General features: G+C 38.6%; 26 protein-coding genes. 13 read left to right on the top strand and 13 right to left on the bottom strand.

What is annotated here, in order from left to right; genetic code table 11:
* The first annotated feature begins 1 nt into the window (after nt 1).
* The 5 genes from LV716_RS08260 (at nt 2) to LV716_RS08240 (ending at nt 4,235) form a co-directional block, all read left to right on the top strand.
* Nucleotides 2–1,336 carry an MATE family efflux transporter gene (locus LV716_RS08260; protein WP_163417271.1) on the top strand — a complete coding sequence of 445 codons (1,335 nt, stop codon included), beginning with the start codon at nt 2–4 and terminating at the stop codon, nt 1,334–1,336.
* 209 nt (nt 1,337–1,545) lie between these two features.
* Nucleotides 1,546–2,313 carry an enoyl-CoA hydratase/isomerase family protein gene (locus LV716_RS08255; protein ID WP_163417270.1) on the top strand — a complete coding sequence of 256 codons (768 nt, stop codon included), beginning with the start codon at nt 1,546–1,548 and terminating at the stop codon, nt 2,311–2,313.
* Nucleotides 2,314–2,508: 195 nt separating this feature from the next.
* Complete coding sequence (locus tag LV716_RS08250; RefSeq protein ID WP_163417269.1) at nt 2,509–2,937, top strand: DUF3592 domain-containing protein; 429 nt, start codon at nt 2,509–2,511, stop codon at nt 2,935–2,937.
* 46 nt (nt 2,938–2,983) lie between these two features.
* Nucleotides 2,984–3,433, top strand: coding sequence for a 6-carboxytetrahydropterin synthase (locus LV716_RS08245; RefSeq protein WP_163417268.1), 450 nt, complete (start codon nt 2,984–2,986; stop codon nt 3,431–3,433).
* 34 nt (nt 3,434–3,467) lie between these two features.
* The gene (locus tag LV716_RS08240; protein WP_163417267.1) at nt 3,468–4,235 is read left to right on the top strand and encodes a UDP-2,3-diacylglucosamine diphosphatase; all 768 of its coding nucleotides are present in this window, start codon (nt 3,468–3,470) and stop codon (nt 4,233–4,235) included.
* On the opposite strand, the gene LV716_RS08235 is transcribed toward LV716_RS08240, so the two are convergent.
* From LV716_RS08235 to LV716_RS08215, 5 genes are all read right to left on the bottom strand, one after another.
* Nucleotides 4,232–5,500: an MFS transporter gene (locus LV716_RS08235; RefSeq protein WP_163417266.1), complete on the bottom strand. Its 1,269-nt coding sequence runs from the start codon at nt 5,498–5,500 to the stop codon at nt 4,232–4,234. The genes LV716_RS08240 and LV716_RS08235 overlap by 4 nt on opposite strands.
* 1 nt (nt 5,501) lies before the next feature.
* Nucleotides 5,502–5,885 (bottom strand): VOC family protein, encoded by a 384-nt coding sequence (locus LV716_RS08230; RefSeq protein WP_163417265.1) that lies wholly within the window; start codon nt 5,883–5,885, stop codon nt 5,502–5,504.
* Nucleotides 5,886–5,889: 4 nt separating this feature from the next.
* On the bottom strand, nt 5,890–7,578 hold the full coding sequence (gene recJ, locus LV716_RS08225) for a single-stranded-DNA-specific exonuclease RecJ (RefSeq protein WP_163417264.1): 1,689 nt from the start codon (nt 7,576–7,578) through the stop codon (nt 5,890–5,892).
* Between the two features lie 58 nt (nt 7,579–7,636).
* Nucleotides 7,637–7,990: a four helix bundle protein gene (locus LV716_RS08220; RefSeq protein ID WP_163417263.1), complete on the bottom strand. Its 354-nt coding sequence runs from the start codon at nt 7,988–7,990 to the stop codon at nt 7,637–7,639.
* A 155-nt stretch (nt 7,991–8,145) separates the two neighbouring features.
* Nucleotides 8,146–8,565 carry an OsmC family protein gene (locus tag LV716_RS08215; RefSeq protein WP_163417262.1) on the bottom strand — a complete coding sequence of 140 codons (420 nt, stop codon included), beginning with the start codon at nt 8,563–8,565 and terminating at the stop codon, nt 8,146–8,148.
* 55 nt (nt 8,566–8,620) lie between these two features.
* Here LV716_RS08215 and LV716_RS08210 point away from each other — a divergent pair, with 55 nt between their 5' ends.
* The 3 genes from LV716_RS08210 to LV716_RS08200 all read left to right on the top strand — a co-directional run bounded on the left by LV716_RS08210 (nt 8,621) and on the right by LV716_RS08200 (nt 10,576).
* Complete coding sequence (locus tag LV716_RS08210; RefSeq protein WP_163417261.1) at nt 8,621–9,223, top strand: carboxymuconolactone decarboxylase family protein; 603 nt, start codon at nt 8,621–8,623, stop codon at nt 9,221–9,223.
* Nucleotides 9,224–9,340: 117 nt separating this feature from the next.
* Nucleotides 9,341–9,910, top strand: coding sequence for a DinB family protein (locus tag LV716_RS08205; RefSeq protein ID WP_163417260.1), 570 nt, complete (start codon nt 9,341–9,343; stop codon nt 9,908–9,910).
* A gap of 81 nt (nt 9,911–9,991) precedes the next feature.
* Complete coding sequence (locus tag LV716_RS08200; protein WP_163417259.1) at nt 9,992–10,576, top strand: Crp/Fnr family transcriptional regulator; 585 nt, start codon at nt 9,992–9,994, stop codon at nt 10,574–10,576.
* Here the strand turns inward: LV716_RS08200 and LV716_RS08195 are convergent.
* From LV716_RS08195 to LV716_RS08160, 8 genes are all read right to left on the bottom strand, one after another.
* Nucleotides 10,573–11,148, bottom strand: coding sequence for a uracil-DNA glycosylase family protein (locus LV716_RS08195; RefSeq protein WP_163417258.1), 576 nt, complete (start codon nt 11,146–11,148; stop codon nt 10,573–10,575). The genes LV716_RS08200 and LV716_RS08195 overlap by 4 nt on opposite strands.
* Before the next feature lie 197 nt (nt 11,149–11,345).
* Complete coding sequence (locus LV716_RS08190) at nt 11,346–11,699, bottom strand: hypothetical protein (RefSeq protein WP_163417257.1); 354 nt, start codon at nt 11,697–11,699, stop codon at nt 11,346–11,348.
* Nucleotides 11,700–11,730: 31 nt separating this feature from the next.
* Nucleotides 11,731–12,201, bottom strand: coding sequence for a YHS domain-containing (seleno)protein (locus tag LV716_RS08185; protein ID WP_163417256.1), 471 nt, complete (start codon nt 12,199–12,201; stop codon nt 11,731–11,733).
* Nucleotides 12,202–12,382: 181 nt separating this feature from the next.
* Nucleotides 12,383–12,736 carry a nuclear transport factor 2 family protein gene (locus LV716_RS08180; protein ID WP_163417255.1) on the bottom strand — a complete coding sequence of 118 codons (354 nt, stop codon included), beginning with the start codon at nt 12,734–12,736 and terminating at the stop codon, nt 12,383–12,385.
* A gap of 92 nt (nt 12,737–12,828) precedes the next feature.
* The gene (locus LV716_RS08175) at nt 12,829–13,881 is read right to left on the bottom strand and encodes an AraC family transcriptional regulator (RefSeq protein WP_163417254.1); all 1,053 of its coding nucleotides are present in this window, start codon (nt 13,879–13,881) and stop codon (nt 12,829–12,831) included.
* A gap of 55 nt (nt 13,882–13,936) precedes the next feature.
* Nucleotides 13,937–14,608: a 16S rRNA (cytidine(1402)-2'-O)-methyltransferase gene (gene rsmI, locus LV716_RS08170; RefSeq protein ID WP_163417253.1), complete on the bottom strand. Its 672-nt coding sequence runs from the start codon at nt 14,606–14,608 to the stop codon at nt 13,937–13,939.
* Nucleotides 14,609–14,617: 9 nt separating this feature from the next.
* Entirely contained in the window at nt 14,618–14,974 is a 357-nt protein-coding gene (locus tag LV716_RS08165; RefSeq protein WP_163417252.1) for a DoxX family protein, read from the bottom strand.
* Between the two features lie 63 nt (nt 14,975–15,037).
* The gene (locus LV716_RS08160) at nt 15,038–15,724 is read right to left on the bottom strand and encodes a hypothetical protein (protein ID WP_163417251.1); all 687 of its coding nucleotides are present in this window, start codon (nt 15,722–15,724) and stop codon (nt 15,038–15,040) included.
* A 158-nt stretch (nt 15,725–15,882) separates the two neighbouring features.
* On the opposite strand from LV716_RS08160, the gene LV716_RS08155 reads away from it, so the two are divergent.
* The 5 genes from LV716_RS08155 to LV716_RS08135 all read left to right on the top strand — a co-directional run bounded on the left by LV716_RS08155 (nt 15,883) and on the right by LV716_RS08135 (nt 21,535).
* A complete protein-coding gene (locus LV716_RS08155) occupies nt 15,883–16,527 on the top strand; it encodes a thymidine kinase (protein ID WP_163417250.1) in 645 nt (214 codons plus the stop codon).
* Complete coding sequence (gene alr / locus LV716_RS08150) at nt 16,520–17,629, top strand: alanine racemase (protein ID WP_163417249.1); 1,110 nt, start codon at nt 16,520–16,522, stop codon at nt 17,627–17,629. Before LV716_RS08155 ends, alr begins: the two co-directional genes overlap by 8 nt.
* 76 nt (nt 17,630–17,705) lie before the next feature.
* Nucleotides 17,706–18,113 carry a large-conductance mechanosensitive channel protein MscL gene (gene mscL, locus LV716_RS08145; protein WP_163417248.1) on the top strand — a complete coding sequence of 136 codons (408 nt, stop codon included), beginning with the start codon at nt 17,706–17,708 and terminating at the stop codon, nt 18,111–18,113.
* Nucleotides 18,114–18,290: 177 nt separating this feature from the next.
* On the top strand, nt 18,291–19,304 hold the full coding sequence (locus tag LV716_RS08140; protein WP_163417247.1) for an aspartate-semialdehyde dehydrogenase: 1,014 nt from the start codon (nt 18,291–18,293) through the stop codon (nt 19,302–19,304).
* 77 nt (nt 19,305–19,381) lie between these two features.
* Nucleotides 19,382–21,535: a prolyl oligopeptidase family protein gene (locus LV716_RS08135; protein ID WP_163417246.1), complete on the top strand. Its 2,154-nt coding sequence runs from the start codon at nt 19,382–19,384 to the stop codon at nt 21,533–21,535.
* Nucleotides 21,536–21,582 lie beyond the last annotated feature (47 nt).

Here is a 21,582-nt window from a genome sequence, read left to right as displayed (position 1 = left end):
TTTGAAGACTCTAGTCAATTTTAAGACCATTAACCAACTGGCCATCCCAGCGACCATTTCTGGTATCGCAGAACCTATACTTTCTATTACAGATACTGCCATTGTGGGCAATATTCCTGTTGATGGATTGGAATCCTTAGCTGCTGCGGGCATCGTAGGTTCGTTTTTGTCCATGCTCATTTGGGTTTTGGGGCAGACACGTAGCGCAATTTCTGCTTTAATTTCACAATACTTGGGAGCCGGAAGATTGAACGAAGTCAAAGACTTACCAGCTCAGGCTATATTTTTGAATATTCTTTTGAGCATTGTACTCCTATTATCTACAATTTTTATTGTGGAAGATATTTTTCGTCTGTTTGAAGCTACGGGAAAAATACTAGATTACTGTATTTCGTATTATTCCATTCGTGTTTGGGGGTTTCCACTTACACTATTTACTTTTGCTGTATTCGGTATTTTTAGAGGATTACAAAACACCTACTACCCTATGGTAATCGCTATTATAGGTGCCATAATAAATGTTATCCTCGACTTTATTTTTGTGTATGGTATCGAAGGGATAGTTCCCGCCATGTATCTCGAAGGAGCTGCATGGGCCAGTCTCATCTCGCAAGCGGTTATGGCCATTTTGGTATTCATTCTTTTGATAAAGAAAACCGAAATAAGCCTAAAGTTGGTTTTTCCTTTAAACAAGGAAATCAAACGTCTTATTATAATGAGCCTGAACCTATTTGTAAGGGCCTTGGCACTCAATACTGCTTTGATCATAGCGGTTCGTGAAGCAACAATGCTTGGGGACAAGTATATCGGAGCTCATACCATAGCCATAAACCTTTGGTTGTTCGCAGCTTTTTTTATTGATGGCTACGGTGCTGCCGGGAACAGTATGGGCGGAAAATTATTGGGAGCAAGAGATTATCCCGGTCTTTGGGAACTCGCTAAAAAAATAATTACGTATGGTTTGGCGATAAGCCTTCTTTTAATGGTTGGAGGATTTTTATTTTATAGGCCCATCGGACAAATCTTTTCCAATGAGGTAATCGTTTTAGAAACTTTTTATGGAATCTTCTTTATCGTTATCCTTGGATTGCCCATGAATACACTGGCCTTTGTTTTTGATGGACTTTTTAAAGGGTTGGGTGAAATGAAATACCTGCGAAATGTATTGCTCTCTGCTACTTTTTTAGGTTTTATACCTTCGCTGTACCTAGGCAAATATTTAGGTTGGGGCTTCTACGCCATTTGGATTGCCTTTGTAGTTTGGATGGCCATTCGTGGATTTGCACTGGTCTTTAAATTCAGGAAGAAGTTTAGACCCTTATTGGGAAAAACGTAATTTAGATGAATTTCAGAGTTCAGAGTTCAGAGTTCAGAGTTCAGAGTTCAGAGTTCAGAGTTCAGAGTTTAGAGTTTAGAGTTTAGAGTTTAGAGTTTAGAGTTTAGAGTTTAGAAACGTACGAATCCAATTAACAAAACAAAAAACCAACAACCGACAATTGACCATTGACCATTGACCATTGACCATTGACCACTAATAACAAAAATATGTCCACTATCCGACCCAACGGAAGCCTTTATACTAAAATTGAGAATAGCGTAGCGACCATTGAATTTGGCCATCAAGCCAGTAATTCCTTTGTTTCTGAGCTATTGGAGCGTCTAGCCAATGAATTTGAAAAGCTTTCACATAATGATGAAGCTTCCATAATAGTTTTAAAATCCGAAGGGGACCGTGCTTTTTGTGCAGGCGCATCTTTTGATGAATTGGTAGCTATTTCAAATCTTGAAGAAGGAAAAGCCTTTTTTAGTGGTTTTGCCAACGTAATCAATGCCATGCGAACGTGTCGCAAACCTATTATTGGTCGCATACAGGGAAAAACGGTAGGCGGTGGTGTTGGTCTGGCAGCTGCCTGCGACTACACATTTGCCACCGAGGCAGCATCTATCAAACTTTCTGAAATTTCCATAGGAATCGCGCCATTGGTCATCGCTCCAGCTGTAGAACGAAAACTGGGCAAATCTGGGTTGGCAGAACTTTCTTTAAATCCAACAGAATGGAAAAATGCCTATTGGGCGAAAGAAAAAGGGTTGTTTTCCAAGGTCTATGATTCTATTGCAGAAATGGACAAGGAGTTGGATTTTCATACCCAAAAACTGGCTTCCTATAATCCCGAAGCTTTGATAAAAATGAAGCAGATTCTTTGGGAAGGCACGGATCATTGGGGAGACTTGTTATTAGAAAGAGCAGAAGCTTCAGGCAAGTTGGCTCTATCTGAATTTACCCGAAATGCCTTATCCAAATTCAAAAAGTAAACGCAACAGCTATGAGATTCCTAAACACTAATCGATTCTTGTCTTCGTTATATACTTATTAATATTCTTAAAGCTTTATATGGATATTCTCAACTTTCTCAATAACGACCTCGTATTTCCGATTTTTGCACTTGTTGTACTGATTGTGTTTTTTGTAAATCGCATTCGGACAAGGCGTAAATTTAAACGGTAACCATGTCCAAAAATAAAAGTATGCTATGGATTGTCTTTTATTTGTTTCTTTTCCTTATCGGAACTTTTTTGGCATATAACGCCTATATCAAATATCAAAAAACCCAGCACCTTCTGAAGAGAGGTATAAAAACTACGGCTACCGTAATCCAATTTCATACCCATCAAAGCGATGGAAGTACGATGTACAAGCCAGTTTTTGAGTTCAAGGATAGGTCGCATACCAAAAGAACTTTTGAAAGTGCCATAAGTTCAAATCCACCATCTTATAAAATAGGTGAGAAGGTAAAAATCATCTATGATAGAAACGATAGTGAAGCTATAAAGACCATATCGTTTTGGGGGCTCTACCGTTGGAGTGTTATCCTTTTTATGGTTGCTGCTCCTTTTTTGATCATAGGTGGTTCATATTTGCTCTATGCGAGTCGCTGATATTTCTTTGATCTAAATTCCTACTTTTGCCCATCAATCTTCAACAATGGACAAAATTAGAATCACAAAACAATTTTCCTTCGAAACAGGCCATGCACTCTACGGATACGATGGCAAATGTCGCAATGTCCATGGGCATAGTTACAAACTCTCGGTAACTGTGATCGGAACACCTATAACAGATACCACGCATGTAAAATTAGGGATGGTCGTAGACTTTGGTGATTTAAAGAAGATAGTCAAGGAAGAGATCGTAGATAAATTTGATCATGCTACGGTTTTCAATAAGAACACACCACATGTTGAGCTTGCTAAAGAATTATCGGAAAGAGGACATAACGTTATTCTGGCCAATTACCAGCCCACCAGTGAAAATATGGTCATTGACTTTGCTGAAAAAATTAAAAATCGCCTTCCCGAAGACATCAAATTACATGCTATTAAACTACAGGAAACTGAAACTTCTTTTGCTGAATGGTTTGCTGCGGACAATTGATCCAAAAAGCGGTAATTCTTATCTTTACACGTAAATGAAAGCCATCACCATTCCTAAGGACAAGAAAGTCTACTTTGCAAGTGACAATCATTTGGGTGCTCCAACTTCAAAGGAAAGTTTACCTCGTGAAAAGAAATTTGTGGCTTGGTTGGATTCCATTAAACACGATGCTGCCGTAATTTTTTTAATGGGCGATTTATTCGATTTTTGGTTTGAATATAAGACCGTTGTTCCCAAAGGATTTACCCGAACATTGGGAAAACTGGCAGAACTCACGGATTCTGGTATTGAAATCAATTATTTTGTTGGAAATCACGATTTATGGATGAATGGTTATTTTGAAGAGGAGCTGAATATTCCCGTTTATCACAAACCTCAGCAATACTTGATCAACGACACTTCTTTTTTTGTTGGTCATGGTGATGGTCTGGGACCTTACGACAAGGGTTTTAAGCGCATGAAAAAGGTGTTTACCAATCCTGTCGCCAAGTGGTTTTTTAGATGGTTACATCCTGATTTAGGTGTCCGTTTGGCACAACATTTATCCGTTAATAACCGAATCATTTCAGGTGAGGCAGATGCCACTTTCTTGGGCGAGGATAAAGAATGGTTGATCCTATATGCCAAACGAAAACTGGAAAGTCAGCATTACGACCATTTTATTTTTGGGCACCGCCACCTTCCCATGGAAATTCAACTCAATGAAAAATCAAGATATACCAATCTTGGCGATTGGATTTCCTATTTTACCTATGCCGTTTTTGATGGGGAAAAATTATCGCTCAAAAAGTTGGAAGACTAGTCTTTCTCATGTTCTTCAATATCTTTTGTTAGATCCAACCTTCTAAATGTTGGGGAAACCAAGGCCGTTGTACCTACAGTGAGCAACGTCATACAACCTCCAAAAACCACTGCGGATACCGTTCCCAAAAATTTTGCGGCCAATCCGCTTTCAAAAGCGCCCAATTCATTTGATGAACCGACAAAAATGGAGTTTACAGATGCTACCCTGCCACGCATATGGTCTGGCGTTTTTAATTGTAGAATGGTCTGGCGAATGATCATGGAAACGCCATCTACGGCTCCACTTAAAAATAAAGCGACAACAGAAAGCCAGAAGGATGTGGATATCCCAAAGACGATAATACAAACACCAAAAGCAAAGACGGCCAAAAGCAATTTCTTTCCTGCATATTTGTGTAACGGGAATCGGGTGGAGCCCAACATGGTTATAGATGCCCCTACTGCGGGTGCGGCCCTTAAAATACCGAAACCTTCAGAACCTACGTGTAGAATATCCTGAGCATAGATGGGTAAAAGTGCTACGGCACCTCCAAAGAGCACCGCAATCATATCCAACGTCAGTGCACCAAAAATAGCTTTGCTATTAAAAACGAATTTTAATCCGTCCTTTAAGCTTTGAAAAACAGGCTCTCCAATTTTAGGATTTAGAATTGGTTTTCGAGAAATCTTAAAGAGCAACAACAAGGCTATTAAAGAAAAGGCGAAAATAACACACATGGACCAGTGAACACCAATCCAACTGATGCTGAATCCTGCCAAAGCAGGGCCAAGAACGGATGCCATTTGCCAAGTGGAACTACTCCAAGTAGCCGCATTGGGATAAATTTTCTTTGGGACAATAAGCGCTATCAAGGAAAAAATAGTAGGCCCCAAAAACGCCCTTACCAATCCTCCAAGAAAAACCAAGAAATAAATGGCGTACAGAATATTTGTTGAAGACATACTGGTTTCCAAAGATGGATTACTTAGAAAGAAAAGTCCAAGACTGATGACCGAAAATCCAAGAATACACTTTATCAACAGGTTTCTTTTTTCTTTCTGGTCTACAATATGGCCCGCAAACAGTGCCATGCCCACTGCGGGAATCACTTCCATTAACCCAATTATCCCTAACGAAAGAGGGTCTTTGGTCAGGGAATACACTTGCCATTCTATAACAATAAACTGCATGGACCATGCAAAAACCATGGCAAAACGTACGCCTAAAAAAATATTGAATTCTTTAAAACGCAATGCAGCGTAGGGGTCAAGCTTCTGTTCCATACTAGACCGTAATCTCTATTCGGTTCTGTTCAGGGTCCATTACTACACTTTCATAATACCCATCACCCGTTGTTCGCGGTTCTCCAATAATATCAAAACCATCTTTTCGTAAGGTTTCGGTCAATGCGTCAACTACAGCCTTACAACCTACAGATACGGCAAAATGTGCAATCCCCGTACGTTCTTCCGTTTTATCAAATACTTTTATATCAGGTCTATGCATCAGTTCAAGACGGGTACCTTTATTAAAACTCAAAAAATAGGATGTAAATTTTTTTGTTGGATTATGGTACTTTTTACTTGATTTGGCCTTAAAGTAATTTTCATAGAAAGTTTTCATAGCTTCTAAATCTTGTACCCAAATCGCAAGGTGCTCAATTCTCATACATTTAGTTTACATCTTTAAGCTTTAACTGAAGCGTTGTTGTACCGTTCCACTCATTTTCATCCAACGTAAATGCAATGGCAAACTGGTTTTCATTTTTAACTCGCTCTAATTTATTCCCTAAGTTAAAACCTATAGCCCCAAACTTAGGTGAACCATTCTGAAAAACCGATATCTTTAGGTGCTTTTCATCTTCACCAATACCTTTTGCATAACCTGCATCTTGAACTTTTTCAGCCATAAAAACAGGTGTCATGTTTCCTGGACCAAAAGGAGCGAACTGTTTTATAATACGCATTAATTTATCATCAATTTGATGCAATTCAATTTTGGCATCTATGGTAAGTTCCCGTTCCAATAAGCTGGAATCTATACTTTCGGAAACTACTTTTTCAAATTGTGCTTTAAATGTTTCATATTGGTTTTCGAGAAGTGTCAGTCCCGCAGCGTATTTGTGCCCTCCAAATTGTTCCAAACAATCGGAACAGCCTTCCAAGGCATTGTACACATCGAACCCTTTTACGGAACGCGCAGATGCAGCAAGTTTTTCTCCACTTTTTGTAAAGACCAATGTAGGGCGATAATATGTTTCCGTAAGTCGGGAAGCTACAATGCCTATAACGCCTTTGTGCCAATTCTCATCATAAACTACAGATGTAAATCGATTTTCCTCTTTGTTTTCCTGAATTTGCACTAGGGCTTCCTCTGTAATTTGTTGATCAAGATTTCTTCTATCCGAATTAAACGCCTCAATAGCAGCTGCAAACTTTTCGGCACTGTTCAAATCGGTTTCCACCAACAAGTTCACGGCATGTTGGCCATGCTCCATTCTTCCCGCAGCGTTTATTCTTGGTGCTATGATGAAGACAACATCTGTAATGGTAAGCGATTTTTTCTTTATTTGATTGATTATCGCCTTAAACCCAATCCTTGGATTAGAATTGATGACCTGTAGACCATAATAGGCCAAAACCCGATTTTCCCCTGTAATCGGCACAATATCCGCTCCAATAGCGGTTGCCACTAAATCTAAATACGGAATAAGTTCATCAATATTTCCTCCATTTTTTAAAGTGAGCGCCTGTATCAATTTAAATCCTACGCCACAGCCACAAAGCTCTTTATAGGGATACCCACAATCCTCACGTTTAGGGTCAAGAATGGCAATTGCATCAGGAAGCATATTCCCTGGCCTGTGGTGATCACAGATAATAAAATCGATTCCTTTGTCTTTTGCATATGCGACTTGTTCAATAGCTTTTACTCCACAATCCAAAGCAATAATCAACGTAAAATCATTGTCCGAAGCAAAATCGATTCCTTGAAGCGATACACCATAGCCTTCCGTGTAGCGATCCGGTATGTAGGTAGCAACGTTAGGGTATTGTTCCAAAAGATAGGATGATAGTAAGGCAACGGAAGTTGTTCCGTCCACATCATAATCCCCATAAATTAAAATATTCTCGTTATCCGCTATGGCCGATTCAATCCGTGCAACCGCTTTATCCATATCCTCCATTAAAAATGGGTTGTGCAGATGGGAAAGTTGTGGGCGAAAGAATGATTTCGCCTCATCGTAGGTACTTATCCCTCTTTGTAGTAATAACTGTGCTACCAATCCGTCAACCTTCAGGTCTTTGGAAAGTTGGTCGATGTCTTCTTGAGTAGGTTTGGGCTTTATGGTCCAGCGCATATCTATAAAATACAAACACAAAAATCAAACTCAAATACAACAGGTTTGAAGAGGTCGGTTATTGACTTTTGTTTTTAATTATTGTTGCTATAATCTTTATTAATTGTTCTATTTCGTCAAGAAGTTCTTTCCGATTTAAATCACTTCCATAATTAATCTTTTCCAGAATCTTTAAATTGATTCGTGACTCCTTTAATTCCTTTAAACAAATAGAGGCCTTATGTTTAAAGTCCTTATCCGTTTGGGCTCCTTGCATCTCCCCAAAATTAAGAGCCGAACTACCGGATGACCTTAACAGTTGGTGACCATAATACTGACCCGTAAAATCATTGGGTAATTCTTTACAAAAAAGGGCTATATCCGCCGCAAACGATACTAATCTATCTTCTAGGTCAAACTTTTTATCTTTCATATGTTATACGAAAAACAAGCTTGGGTTTGAGCTTGAAAATTATATTTGAATAGTTACAAAGCTTATAAATATTTATGAATCTGCATAGTTTTTAAACTTGCGCTTTGAACTTGTACTTGAAATTTGAGCTTGAACTTAAAACTTGTACTTAAGCTTTACCCATGAAACACCGTCTTAATCTCCAACTCCGCGAACCGTCTGAACATTTCCATAACACCGCAATATTTTTCTACGGATAGGTCAATAGCTTTTTGTAATTTCTCTTCATTCAGATTTGGCCCGTGAAAGTGATATTCTATGGTCACGGCATCATAATACTTGGGGTGTTCATCGGTCAAGTTGGCAATAGTTTCAATATGAAATTCGTCCACTTCCAGTTTCATTTTTTTAATGAGCGAGGCAACATCCAAACCAGAGCAACCAGCCAAAGAAGATAACATCAATGCCTTTGGACGATAGCCATCACCCTTACCCCCATCTTCTGGACTTGCGTCGATTCTTAATGTTTGGCCCGAAGGATTATTGCTTTCGAAGGCCATTTCTCCTAACCATTTGGTAGTAATATGATTTGTCATGATGTCAAATTTTTGTTTCTTGTAGCTTCCAAAAATACAATTAATACACACATCTATGGCATTAGTAAATCCACTTGATCCCAATCATGATTTAGAGACTAAAAAATTAGCTGAATTCTTTAACGAGACTCTTGGTTTTTGTCCAAACTCCATCTTGACGATGCAGCATAGACCAGCTATTTCAAAGGCATTTATCAACCTAAATAAAGCCGTAATGGCCAATGAAGGTAGGGTTACGTCAGCTTTAAAACGGATGATTGCATGGGTGAGCAGTAATGCCACGGGATGTCGATATTGTCAAGCACATGCCATTAGGGCTGCAGAGCGTTATGGTGCAGAGCAGGAGCAATTGGACAATATTTGGGAATACCGAACCCACGAAGCTTTCTCAGAAGCCGAACGCGCAGCTTTAGATTTTTCCTTGGCCGCCTCTCAAGTTCCCAATGCAGTGGATGCAGAAATCAAAGCAAAACTCTACGAACATTGGAACGAAGGTGAAATTGTGGAGATGCTAGGTGTAATCTCCTTATTTGGATATTTGAACCGCTGGAACGACTCCATGGGTACTTCTATAGAAGAGGGTGCTGTTGAAAGTGGGGAACAGTATTTGGGGAAACATGGTTGGGAAGAAGGGAAACATGATGGGTCTAGGTATTAGATTTTAGATATTAGACGTTAGACCGCTTCGCTGTTGGATTTTTTGATTCTTGGATTTCTTGACCTACATCAAGTTTTGTAGCAACATTAACCTTGAACTTTGCTAAAAAATAGAAGTATGGCAGCATTGGTCCTCACCTCGGAAAATCAAATTCAGCGGTTAAATCATATTCTAAATACCGTAAAAAAGCATCAGACTTTAGATGTAACCATATTAAAAACACCTCCAAATCCAAAGGTCTGGAACATTGTCGAAATCATTGCGCACCTAAACATTTCCTATGGCAAGTACGTGGAGAAAATAAATGATACGCTAGCAAAATCAGCAGATATCGATAAAGAACCAGATGGGTTCAGGACAAGACGTTGGCAGAAATTAGTTATTGAAGGACAACGACCCAAGAATGGAGTCCGAAAAATGAAAATGAAAACGCTAAAGCGGTTTGAGCCATTATTGGACAAGAACGAATTGACAGGCGAAAAAATAGACGAGGTTTTCGATGCGTTTTTTGAGCTGCACAATCATTTGAAGCAATCTATCTTAAAAAGCAGGAACAAAGATGTAACCAAAATTAAGATAACCTCTGCCATAGGCCCTGTTGTAAAATTCTACCTTCCAGAAGCTTTTGAATTTTTACTTTGCCATTTGGAGCGACACATGGTACAGGTTGATGAAATTCTGGCGTAACCCGTTCATCTTTCTACTTTCACTTTTTCTTTGACTATAGTCGATATTAGCTATTTTTAGATTCTCTATAGTCGGAGTGTTATGAATGACGAAACTTTTCTTCGCTTAAAGCAATTCTTTCCACAAGTCAATTTTGAAAAAGAAGAGGAAAACTATTTTCGTTCGCTTTGGAAGCCTAAAACCTTTAATCAATACGATCTTATAACCGAAGCTGGTGCTATTGAGCGTTATTTTTATTTTGTGCTTGAAGGCGTACAGGCCATCTATATCCTAAACGAAAAGGGAGAGAAAGTGGTTTTGGGGTTTTCCTATTCGGGAAGTCCATCCGGAGTCTTTGATTCGTTTATTTCCAAGCAGCAATCCCATACGTTTTTAGAAGCCCTAAAACCTTCAAAGTTATTGGGCATTTCATTGACCGATTATCAAGGTTTGTTTCAAAAGTTCCCCGATTTCAATATTTGGGGCCGTTTGTTTTTTCAAAATATATTATTTGGTCGTTTGCATAGGGAAGTGGAGCTTTTGACCCTATCAGCGGAACAGCGTTATATTGCATTCATGCAGCGTTGCCCGGATGAATTAAAAGTGATTCCCCAAAAATACTTGGCCTCATATCTCAATATGAAACCAGAAACCTTTAGCAGGTTACGTTCGAGTATTTCTTACTAGTTTTTTAGTTGTTGGGCTATATGGTTTTGAAGCATGGGTACAACCTCCTCTTCAAACCAAGGGTTTTTGCTTATCCAAAATCGATTTCTGGGCGATGGATGCGGTATTACAAAATAATAGGGCACATAGTTGATGAAATTCCGTACGGTCTCTGTTAAATTTTTTTCCATTCTCTTTCCCAAATAATACCGCTGGGAGTATTGCCCAATAAGAATTGTTAATTTTAGATTGGGCATTTTGTTGAGAAGCGGTTTATGCCATAGAGGAGCACATTCGGTCCTTGGAGGTAAATCTCCTGTTTTTCCTTTTCCGGGATAACAAAATCCCATGGGCATTTGTGCAATTTTGGTCTCGTCATAAAATTCTTCATCCGTTACACCCATCCATTTGCGAAGCTGTTTGCCACTATGGTCATCCCAAGGTATTCCGGTTTTATGTACTTTGGTGCCTGGTGCATGCCCAATAATTAAGATTCGTGCGTCTGGGTGTCCGGCCACTATGGGCCGTGGACCTAAAGGAAGGTGTTCTATGCACACTTCACACTTGCGGATATCGGAGAGTAATTGTTTCATGTTTGTTAAATGTATAAAAAAGCTAGGTGGTCAAAACTACACTTAGCTTTTGTTGGACTAATTTTATGGTTCATAGTAAGCACCAAAGCACATCAATCATACAATTGACATGCTTTGAACCACAACCAATCTAAATCTTTAGTTGTTTTTATGTGAAAAAGAACCTGGTTTTAGCATTGTTCTCTACTTTCCTTGTTCTAGGCCCTTATTTCTGCTTTATGAAGGCTAACCACCGTTAGTACCGCAATTCCATTTATCCAATAGTAATAAGCATCTATTCCATGAAAAGAAAGAATAAAAGGTGCCAGGATAAACACTACGGCAACTATAAAATCAACCAACAGATGAAACTTATAAGGAATAACTTTTAGTGCTCCCAAATGGTGATCTGTTAGTAACGTTAGCACAAAGGCTGCAACTCCTGTAGCTACCGAAAGCTGCAAAGCCAACGGGTTAGAACCGCCCAAACCTAACAAGAATGGCAGCACTATTAATGCAATAGCTACGGGGTAATCTAAAAATGCGTGAATTCTTTTGGTTACAAATTTCATGATCTAAAATTTTAGTGATTATTAAAATGGTCTAGTTATGTGTCTTACCTAACTTTTTCCAATTGGTGTCCGCAACACTTTTTAATTTACCATGATTGTTTTCTGCAAGCCAAAGTTGTTTTGCATCAAGCTCTACATTGTTCAAATACAAATAATATTTTCCATCTTTTACTATGAATTTAGTTGGGTCTACTCTGAATTTTGCTCCAGCATAGATTCCAAAAGCACAGAAACCACCATATTGAGGCATATACTTGGAAGGGTTTTTATCAAACGTTGCCTTTTGCTCTCCAGAAGTGAAATAATATACTACTTTCTTGTACTCAGATTTGTACGCTTTGTTACCTCTTTGAGCCAATCCCAAATCCAAATAGGATACAGGGCTATAACCTGCAAGTGCAATATTACTGTTGTCAATATTGTTGGCCATTTTGTCCTGGGCCGATAAACTTGTAGCAAATGTTAATGCTACTACTACTATGGATAATTTTAAAATTTTCATTTTACTTTTCTTTAAATATTTACTTGTTTTTAATTACTACGTCTTTATTTCTATTAATATTTTTCTCTACAAGTCCTAATTGATAATGCAATCTGGACCTTATAAAAAGGGTGCCAAAACTACTCTCACTATTGCGATGCAGTCGATTACCTTTTTTAATATGAGAGAAATAGGGGAACATTTATTGAGCGTTGAAATACTCTTCCTCAACTACTTTACCATCGTTGTTCCAAACGCGACGAATAATCTCGTGCCAGTAGATTTTGCTGTCATCCTTCATGTTGAAATCAAAAGTGAATTCTGACGCTGATACATTTCCATCTACAATTGTATGATGGTGGGTTATGCCGTTTACTTGAGCAATCGCTCCTGCGAAGCCTTCCATTTTTTCGACCATTTGCTGTTTGTCAGTGGTCGCTAGTCCATTATAGTCAGATGTTGTTGCGTCTTCTGCGAAGAATTGTTTTACTGCGTCTACAATGGCTCCTTTGCCTACAATGCCATCCATTTCGATGGCCAATGATTTAATATCCATTACTTCTATTTTTAATGATTAAACAAATTTTAGTTTGTAATTACACTGCAAATTTCAGAATGGAAAGCCCTTTAGGGCATACAAAAAAGACGCTAAGAATTGTACTTTTTGATTTTGTAATCGGTGGGAGTACTCCCTGTGTAATTTTTAAAGAAGTGTGAGAAGTGGTTGGCCTCTTCAAAACCAAGTTTATATGCAATATCCTTTATAGATGCTTCTTGAAGCAATAGTTTTTTTGAGGTGGAAATCAATTCATTTCGAATCAACTGACCTAAAGATGCATTCATTTTCGCTCTCGTTTTTTTGGATAGTGCTTTTATGGAGAGATTCATTTTGTCAGCATAAAATTCAAGATTCCGATGCTCCGCATGATGGTCCTTTAATAATTCGATAAGGTTCTTGGTGAACGTATCACGATTTTCATAATCGAAATCGTTTCGGAAATCTGATGGGGTCTGTCCCGTGGTGTTTTTAAATACCCGGTTAAAATATGCTGGGTCCTTGTACCCTGTTTCATAAGAAACCTCTTGAATACTCTTATCTGTAAATGCTATTTTCTTTTTGCTCTCCATCAATCTTTTGTTAGAAAGCAACGTCTTTACAGATAGCCCTATTTTATCCTTAACGAGTGCTTGGGCATTGTATCCATTTTCCAACATTAAAGCTGAAAGGTCCTTGTTGTTGAAATTGCCGTAATATTCATTATCGATAATCTCTTTAACATCGAAAATGATCTGATATTCTTGCTTGCTGGCTTGAAAAGGGTTTTGCCAATACCATTGCTTGGAGGAAATATCTATGATTTCGGAAGTATTTTCAGAAAACGCGGTGTTGGACAAATATCTTTTGCACTCCTCGCATTCGTTAAAGTTGATATAGCCCAACGAAATCAAATGTTTAAAGAGTACTCGTACTTCTTTCTTATCAAAAACAGTCTTGTTTGGGAATTCTATCTTTCTTACAACAAAATCATCTGAAAAGAATTTGATATACTGACCTTTTTCCAAGTAAATGGCCTTGTCTTGCCAGTCGTTATAGTTTTTGAAATCGACTTGGATAGTTCCCGAACCAGAAATAATGTGTAGTAGGGTATACTTGTTTATAAAGTACACCTTGTTCAGTTCGGGATGGAATTTTTGTACCACTTTGGTTTTAGGTTATTGACTAAGTAAGTCGGAAATATAGCTGTTTACTATCAGTTTAAGGTTTTCCCCCAACTATAATAACAAACTCACCTTTAGGTGGTTTTACTGTAAAATGTTCTAGAACTTCGGCTGCTGTTCCCCTAATGGTTTCCTCATACATTTTGGTCAATTCCCGCGAAACAGAAACCAATCTATCCGCTCCAAAGTATTCCACAAATTGGGTCAAGGTTTTAAGCAATTTATGGGGCGATTCGTAAAATACCATCGTTCTTTTTTCTTCCGCCAATATTTGCAATCGGGTTTGTCTGCCTTTTTTAATCGGTAGAAATCCTTCAAAGACAAAACGATCATTAGGGAGTCCACTGTTCACTAGTGCTGGAACGAATGCTGTTGCTCCAGGAAGACATTCAACTGCTATATCGTTTTCCACACATGCCCGGGTCAATAAAAATCCAGGGTCTGAAATCGCCGGGGTTCCGGCATCGGAAATTAAAGCAAAGCTAACACCTCCTTTAAGTTTTTCGACCAAAATATCCACTTGTTTATGCTCATTGTGCATATGATGGCTTTGCAGCGGTGTATCAATCTCAAAATGTTTGAGCAGTTTTCCGCTAGTACGGGTATCCTCCGCAAGAATACAATCAACTTCTTTAAGGGTTTTTATGGCCCTAAGTGTGATATCCTCCAGATTTCCTATTGGTGTCGGCACCAAATATAATTTCCCCATAAATTTATGTTACCGTCTTACTTCTTTTTCCGAAAAATAAGAGGTCAAAACAAAGATAAATGCAAGAACAGCTCCCATATGTTCACCGTCACTGACCATGTAATGTGCAAAAAATGCCAAAACTGAATTGAAGAAGAATCCTGCATAGGCCCATTCTTTCAACCATTTTGAAAAATTTCCCCATATGGCCAATAATCCTAGAATTTTTGCAACCGCCATAGGGTAAATAAGATACGTGGGATACCCCATATTCACGAAAAATTCCCGAATCATTCCATGATTGAAAAAATAATTGTAAACTGAAAAACACATAATGGCCGTCAACAATACAGTTGAAGCCCAGAAAAGGGTTTTCTTCAGATTCATGGTTATTTATTTTAAGGTTATCGTAACCTTAAAAGTATAAAAAGTAAAATGGATGGAGATGAATTAAGCGAACCTACGCTCTATTAGCGCTATAAAACGTGTTTCATATTCCTCCTTGCCCGTCCAATCATGATACTCTGGTTTCACCATATTTTTGATAAACGCCTTGGACCGTTCTTCGGTATCAATGGTATTCAATTGGGAAAGTACTCGCGTATAATCATCCATATTTCCATTGAACAAATGCTTTACAAAGGCTAGTTTATCGTTAAGACCAATTTGAAGGTCTTTAATGTATGTATCGTTCAAGGATCTTGACCTTACATTTTCAGAAATTACCTTTTCGTCCGTAGGGGAAAGTATTTCTTTCTCGTTCTTGATGAATTCAGGTTTTGCTACAAATTCTTTAAAAACATGTTCTACCGCCACATCCGAAGGCATTTCTGAAACCATGTCCTTAATGGTGTCCATTCCGGGTATGATAATATCTTCTTCATGGGGATTGCTTTCCGGTACCGAAATGTTCTCGCTCAATACAGCGTTTGCCATTTTTTCAAATCGTGATGCGATTGTATTCTTGGAAACGTCCACTTCAACATCGTTTAACTTCTCATCTATAAATTTGAGTACGGCCAACTTTTCATAAATTTCTTTGGCCTTATCGTAAAGCTCCGTCAATTCTTTGTCCTCTCTGGTAGTTATAATATCAGTGGACAATTTTATCAGTTCCTCCCTTAATTTCCGTATCATAGCTATTAATCTTTACTATAAAAATAAAATCATTTTTAGTATCCCCCTAAGAACAAAAGGTTAAATTTTATTCTTAAATCAAGGCATATTTTTTTAGTAGTTTTGTGCTTTGCTTTAATCAAACGAAAAAACTACACAATTTCGTTTAAAAATACGGTATGTTTCTCGAAAACACGGTAAACCCTAAAGAACAATTTGGATGGATAGAAGTTATCTGTGGTTCCATGTTCTCAGGAAAAACCGAAGAATTGATCAGAAGATTGAAGCGTGCGCAATTTGCCAAACAAAAAGTAGAGATTTTTAAACCTATTGTGGACACCCGTTATCATGAAGATATGGTGGTCTCCCATGACTCCAATGAAATTAGGTCTACCCCTGTTCCAGCTGCAGCCAACATCCGTTTGTTGGCAGATGATTGTGATGTTGTTGGAATTGACGAAGCACAATTCTTTGATGATGAGATTGTTACCGTCTGTAACGATTTGGCCAATCGTGGTATCCGTGTTGTTGTTGCAGGATTGGATATGGACTTTAAGGGGAATCCTTTTGGACCCATGCCCGCACTCATGGCTACAGCAGAATACGTGACCAAAGTCCACGCAGTTTGTACACGTACCGGAAATCTGGCCAACTACAGTTTTAGAAAATCCGATGAGGACAAATTAGTCTTACTTGGAGAAACGGGTGAGTACGAACCGTTGAGCAGGGCAGCATTTTATAAGGCAATGCTCAAAGAAAAAGTAAGCCAAATGAATGTCGATGCCGAGGAAGTAGAAGCAAAAAAGAAAGCCGCCAATGGATAAAGTTGGTGAGACTACGCTACAAATAGATTTAGCTGCACTAGAACACAATTACAGGTTTTTAAAATCTAGATTAGCACCCCAAACCAAATTTTTAGCTGTTGTAAAAGCCTTTGCCTATGGCAGTGATATGGTGACCATTGCCAAAAAGATGGAAGCATTGGGTGCGGATTATTTTGCCGTTGCCTATGTGAATGAAGGTATTTTGCTTCGGAATGCGGGTATTACACAACCAATTTTGGTATTGCATCCACAGCCTATAAACCTTGTTGAAGTTATTGAACATTGCTTGGAGCCTAGTTTGTATTCGCCAAAAATCCTTCAGCTTTTTTTAGAGGTTGCCAAATATAAAAACCAAACGGATTATCCCGTCCATATTAAATTTAATACGGGTCTTAATCGATTGGGGTTTAGCGAAAATCATATTGATTTCATTACTTCCCAACTAAAAAACAGGCAAGAACTTAAAATAACTTCCATTTTTTCACATCTAGCTGCTTCGGAAGATGAATCCGAAAAAGCTTTTAGCCAAAAACAAATAGCAACGTTTCAGAAAATAAGTACTGCTTTGAACAATAGGTTAGGGTATGTTCCTTTTCGGCATCTATTGAACACTTCGGGAATCTTAAATTACCCCGAAGCACAATTTGAAATGGTACGAAGTGGCATTGGACTCTACGGTTATGGCAATGACAAGGCTTTTGATGAACAACTGAAACCCGTAGCCACCTTAAAAACCATCATTTCCCAGATTCATGAAATACAGCCGAACGAAAGCGTAGGTTATAATAGGGCCTTTACACCCAAAAACCAAAGAAGAACCGCAACATTGCCGCTTGGTCATGCAGATGGTATTGGCAGACAATATGGCAATGAAAGAAGTTATGTTTTTATCAATGGAAAAAAAGCTTCTATTATTGGCAATGTATGCATGGATATGATTATGATTGATGTTACCAATATTGATTGTAATGAAGGGGATGAAGTTGTGGTCTTTGGACCAAATAACTCAGCAGAAAATTTCGCAACTTCTGCTAACACAATAGCATACGAAATCCTGACTGCAATTTCACCTAGGGTTAAAAGGGTTGTCGTAACCCTATAATTTTACAGGTTCTAATTGGCTTAACCCCTTTTTTTGGTTACATTGTGTGTGTATTAACCACTAAAACTATTATACTATGTTGAAAGAATTCAAAGATTTTGCAATGAAAGGAAACCTCGTGGACATTGCCGTAGGTTTCGTAATGGGTGCAGCATTTAATAAGGTCGTTGCTTCCTTTACTGGAGGAATAGTATCTCCTTTAATTGGTCTCATCTTTAATGCAGACTTCAAAGATTTAAAATATATAATTACAGAAGGAACTATGAACGATGCAGGTGAAAAAGTAGGGGAAGTGGCAGTATTATATGGTGAATTCTTAACCAATGTAATCGATTTTATCATCGTGGCCTTTGTAATGTTCATGATCGTAAAAGGCGTAAACAAGATGAAGAAAAAAGAAGAGCCAGCTCCAGAAGCACCAAAAGGCCCATCCCAAGAGGAATTGCTCGCCGAAATCAGGGATTTATTACAAAAACAAAAATAGTAAGCCTTACTTGGCTACCGCTACATCACAGTAGTAATCTTAAAGCCGTCAATCTGTTTTCGCTAACCGATTGACGGTTGTTTTATTTATAACATTTTGTTATTTTTTGATTAGAAGAAAAAAGAACACTTGTTTAGTTTTTATTCTACATTACCTTTGTCCTACTAAAAGATAAAAATGAAAGTAGCAGTTATTGGCGCAACCGGAATGGTTGGTGAAGTAATGTTGAAAGTATTGGCAGAACGTAATTTTCCAATTACGGATTTGTTATTGGTAGCTTCTGAACGGTCTGTAGGTAAAAAATTAACCTATAGAGAAAATGAATATACCATTATTGGGCTTGCTGATGCAGTTGCAGCTCAACCCGATATCGCTATTTTCTCGGCAGGTGGTGACACTTCCTTGCAATGGGCGCCAAAATTTGCCGAAGTTGGCACAACCGTTATCGATAATTCCTCGGCATGGCGTATGGACCCTACCAAAAAATTGGTGGTTCCTGAAATTAATGCCGCTCAGTTAACGACCGAGGACAAAATTATTGCCAACCCCAACTGTTCCACCATTCAGATGGTGTTAGCGTTAAGTCCGCTCCACAATAAGTATCAGATGAAACGTGTAGTGGTCTCTACCTACCAATCCGTTTCTGGAACTGGGGTAAAAGCTGTTCAACAACTTGAGAATGAAATTGCAGGTGTACAAGGCGAGATGGCTTACCCCTATCCCATAGGTAAAAATGCATTGCCCCATTGCGATGTGTTTTTAGAAAATGGATATACCAAAGAAGAAATGAAATTGGCCAGAGAGCCACAAAAAATACTGGATGACCGAACTTTTTCGGTTTCAGCGACTGCAGTTCGTATTCCAACAGCTGGTGGTCATTCTGAATCTATTAATGTGGAATTTCATAACGATTTCGATATAAGTGAAATACGAAAGTTGCTAAGTGAAACACCCGGCATTACCGTGCAAGACAATCCAGATACAAATACGTATCCCATGCCTATCTATGCGCATGGTAAAGATGATGTTTTTGTAGGCCGTATCCGTAGGGACGAAACCCAGCCCAATACCCTGAACATGTGGGTCGTTTCTGATAATCTTAGAAAAGGAGCCGCAACTAATGCAGTACAAATTGCAGAATATTTGGTAGAGAACAAGTTGATTTCCAACACTCCAGAAATTATTTCTTAAAATACGTTAAAGCTTTTTTTCTCTTAAGAAATTGCTTGTTTTTGTAGTATTTTTAACAAAATCAATCTATAAAAACAATGCGAAAATTAAGTCTTTTTATAGCCGTAATCATTTTCGCGGCTTGTGAAACTACCTCCAAAAGAGAACCAATCGTTGTGAACTATCCTACCACTAAAAAAGTCGATACCGTAGACACCTATTTTGGAACCGAAGTCAAAGACCCTTATAGATGGTTGGAAGACGACAGGAGTACCGAAACCGAAGCTTGGGTAAAGGAACAGAATGCTTCTACCTTTGGATATTTGGATAAAATCCCTTTTAGAGAGGATTTAAAAAACAGACTGGAAAAACTTTGGAACTATGAAAAATTAGGGTCTCCTTTTAAAGAAGGTGATTATACCTATTTCTATAAAAATGATGGGCTTCAAAATCAATATGTAGTTTACAGAAAAAAGGAGGGTGAAGAAGAAGCTGTTTTTTTAGACCCAAATACATTTTCTGAAGATGGAACAACATCGTTGATGGGATTAAAATTCACCAAGGATGGCTCAAAAGCAGCTTACTTAATTTCTGAGGGAGGTAGCGATTGGCGAAAGGGTATCGTTATCAATACAGAGGACATGGAGATTGTTGAAGATACTCTAGTGGATATCAAATTCAGTGGTATCTCATGGAAAGGAACTAATGGGTTTTTCTATTCCAGCTACGACAAACCTGAAGGTAGTGAGCTTTCTGCCAAAACGGACCAGCACAAATTGTATTACCACGAACTGGGAACTCCTCAATCTGAAGATAAGTTAATTTTTGGCGGTACTCCTGAAGAAAAACACCGTTATGTCCAAGGCTATGTTTCGGAAGATGAAAACTATTTGTTCATCTCCGCTTCAACATCAACTTCGGGAAATAAATTATTCTTAAAAGACCTTACACAGCCCAACAGTGATTTGGTCACTGTTCTGGACAATACCGAATCTGATACGTATGTCATAGAGAATGAAGGCTCCAAACTCTTTTTGGTGACCAACATGGAAGCCCCCAATAAAAAAATAGTGGTCACCGATGCTTCCAACCCAACTCCGGAAAACTGGAAAGACCTCATCCCTGAAACCGAAAATGTATTGACCGCTGGAAATGGCGGAGGCTACTTTTTTGCAGAATATATGGTCGATGCCATCTCCAAAGTAATGCAGTATGACTACAAAGGCAAGCTCGTACGAGAAGTTGAATTACCAGGGGTAGGCAGTGCCAATGGTTTTGGGGGCAAAAAAGATGAAAAGGAATTTTATTTTTCCTTCACTAATTATAATACCCCAAGTTCTTCGTACCAGTATAACGTAGAGACTGGAGAATACAAACAGTATTGGAAACCGGAAATAGATTTTAATCCAGAAGATTATGAATCAAACCAAGTATTCTATACTTCTAAGGACGGTACAAAAGTGCCGATGATAATAACCCATAAAAAAGGTGTCGAGTTAAATGGTAAAAATCCGACCATTCTCTACGGGTATGGAGGGTTTAATGTAAGCCTAACCCCATCATTCAGTATTGTCAATGCCGTTTGGATGGAACAAGGCGGAGTCTATGCCGTTCCCAATCTAAGAGGGGGTGGCGAGTACGGTAAAAAATGGCATATTGCAGGAACCAAGCTACAAAAGCAAAACGTATTCGATGACTTTATCGCTGCGGCAGAATATCTTATCGAAAACAATTACACTTCTAAAGAATACCTAGCTATACGTGGTGGTTCTAACGGAGGATTGTTGGTCGGGGCAACCATGACCCAACGCCCAGATTTAATGCAAGTGGCGTTACCAGCAGTTGGCGTATTGGATATGCTCCGCTACCATACGTTTACTGCAGGAGCAGGTTGGGCCTACGATTACGGCACCTCTGAAGATGATGAAGAAATGTTCAAATATATCAAAGGTTATTCACCTGTGCATAATGTAAAAGAAGGAACAGCATACCCTGCTACTTTAGTGACCACGGGAGACCATGACGACCGTGTGGTGCCTGCCCACAGTTTCAAGTTTGCCGCAGAATTACAAGAGAAGCAAACGGGTACCAACCCAACATTAATACGTATAGAAACCAATGCAGGACACGGTGCAGGAACTCCCGTAAGCAAAACCATTGAGCAATATGCCGATATTTTTGGTTTCACGCTCTTTAATATGGGTTACGACCAACTTCCAAACCAAGCTGTATTAAAGGAGTTCAAGGACTAAAAAACTCTTAAGAATTTTAAAAATCCGTTTCTATTGAAGCGGATTTT

The organism is Flagellimonas sp. HMM57, assembly GCF_021390175.1.
In the GTDB taxonomy this organism is placed as follows: Bacteria; Bacteroidota; Bacteroidia; order Flavobacteriales; family Flavobacteriaceae; genus Flagellimonas.
The sequence above is the reverse complement of the archived record's forward strand: the minus strand, read 5'-3'. Positions and strand labels throughout refer to the sequence as shown.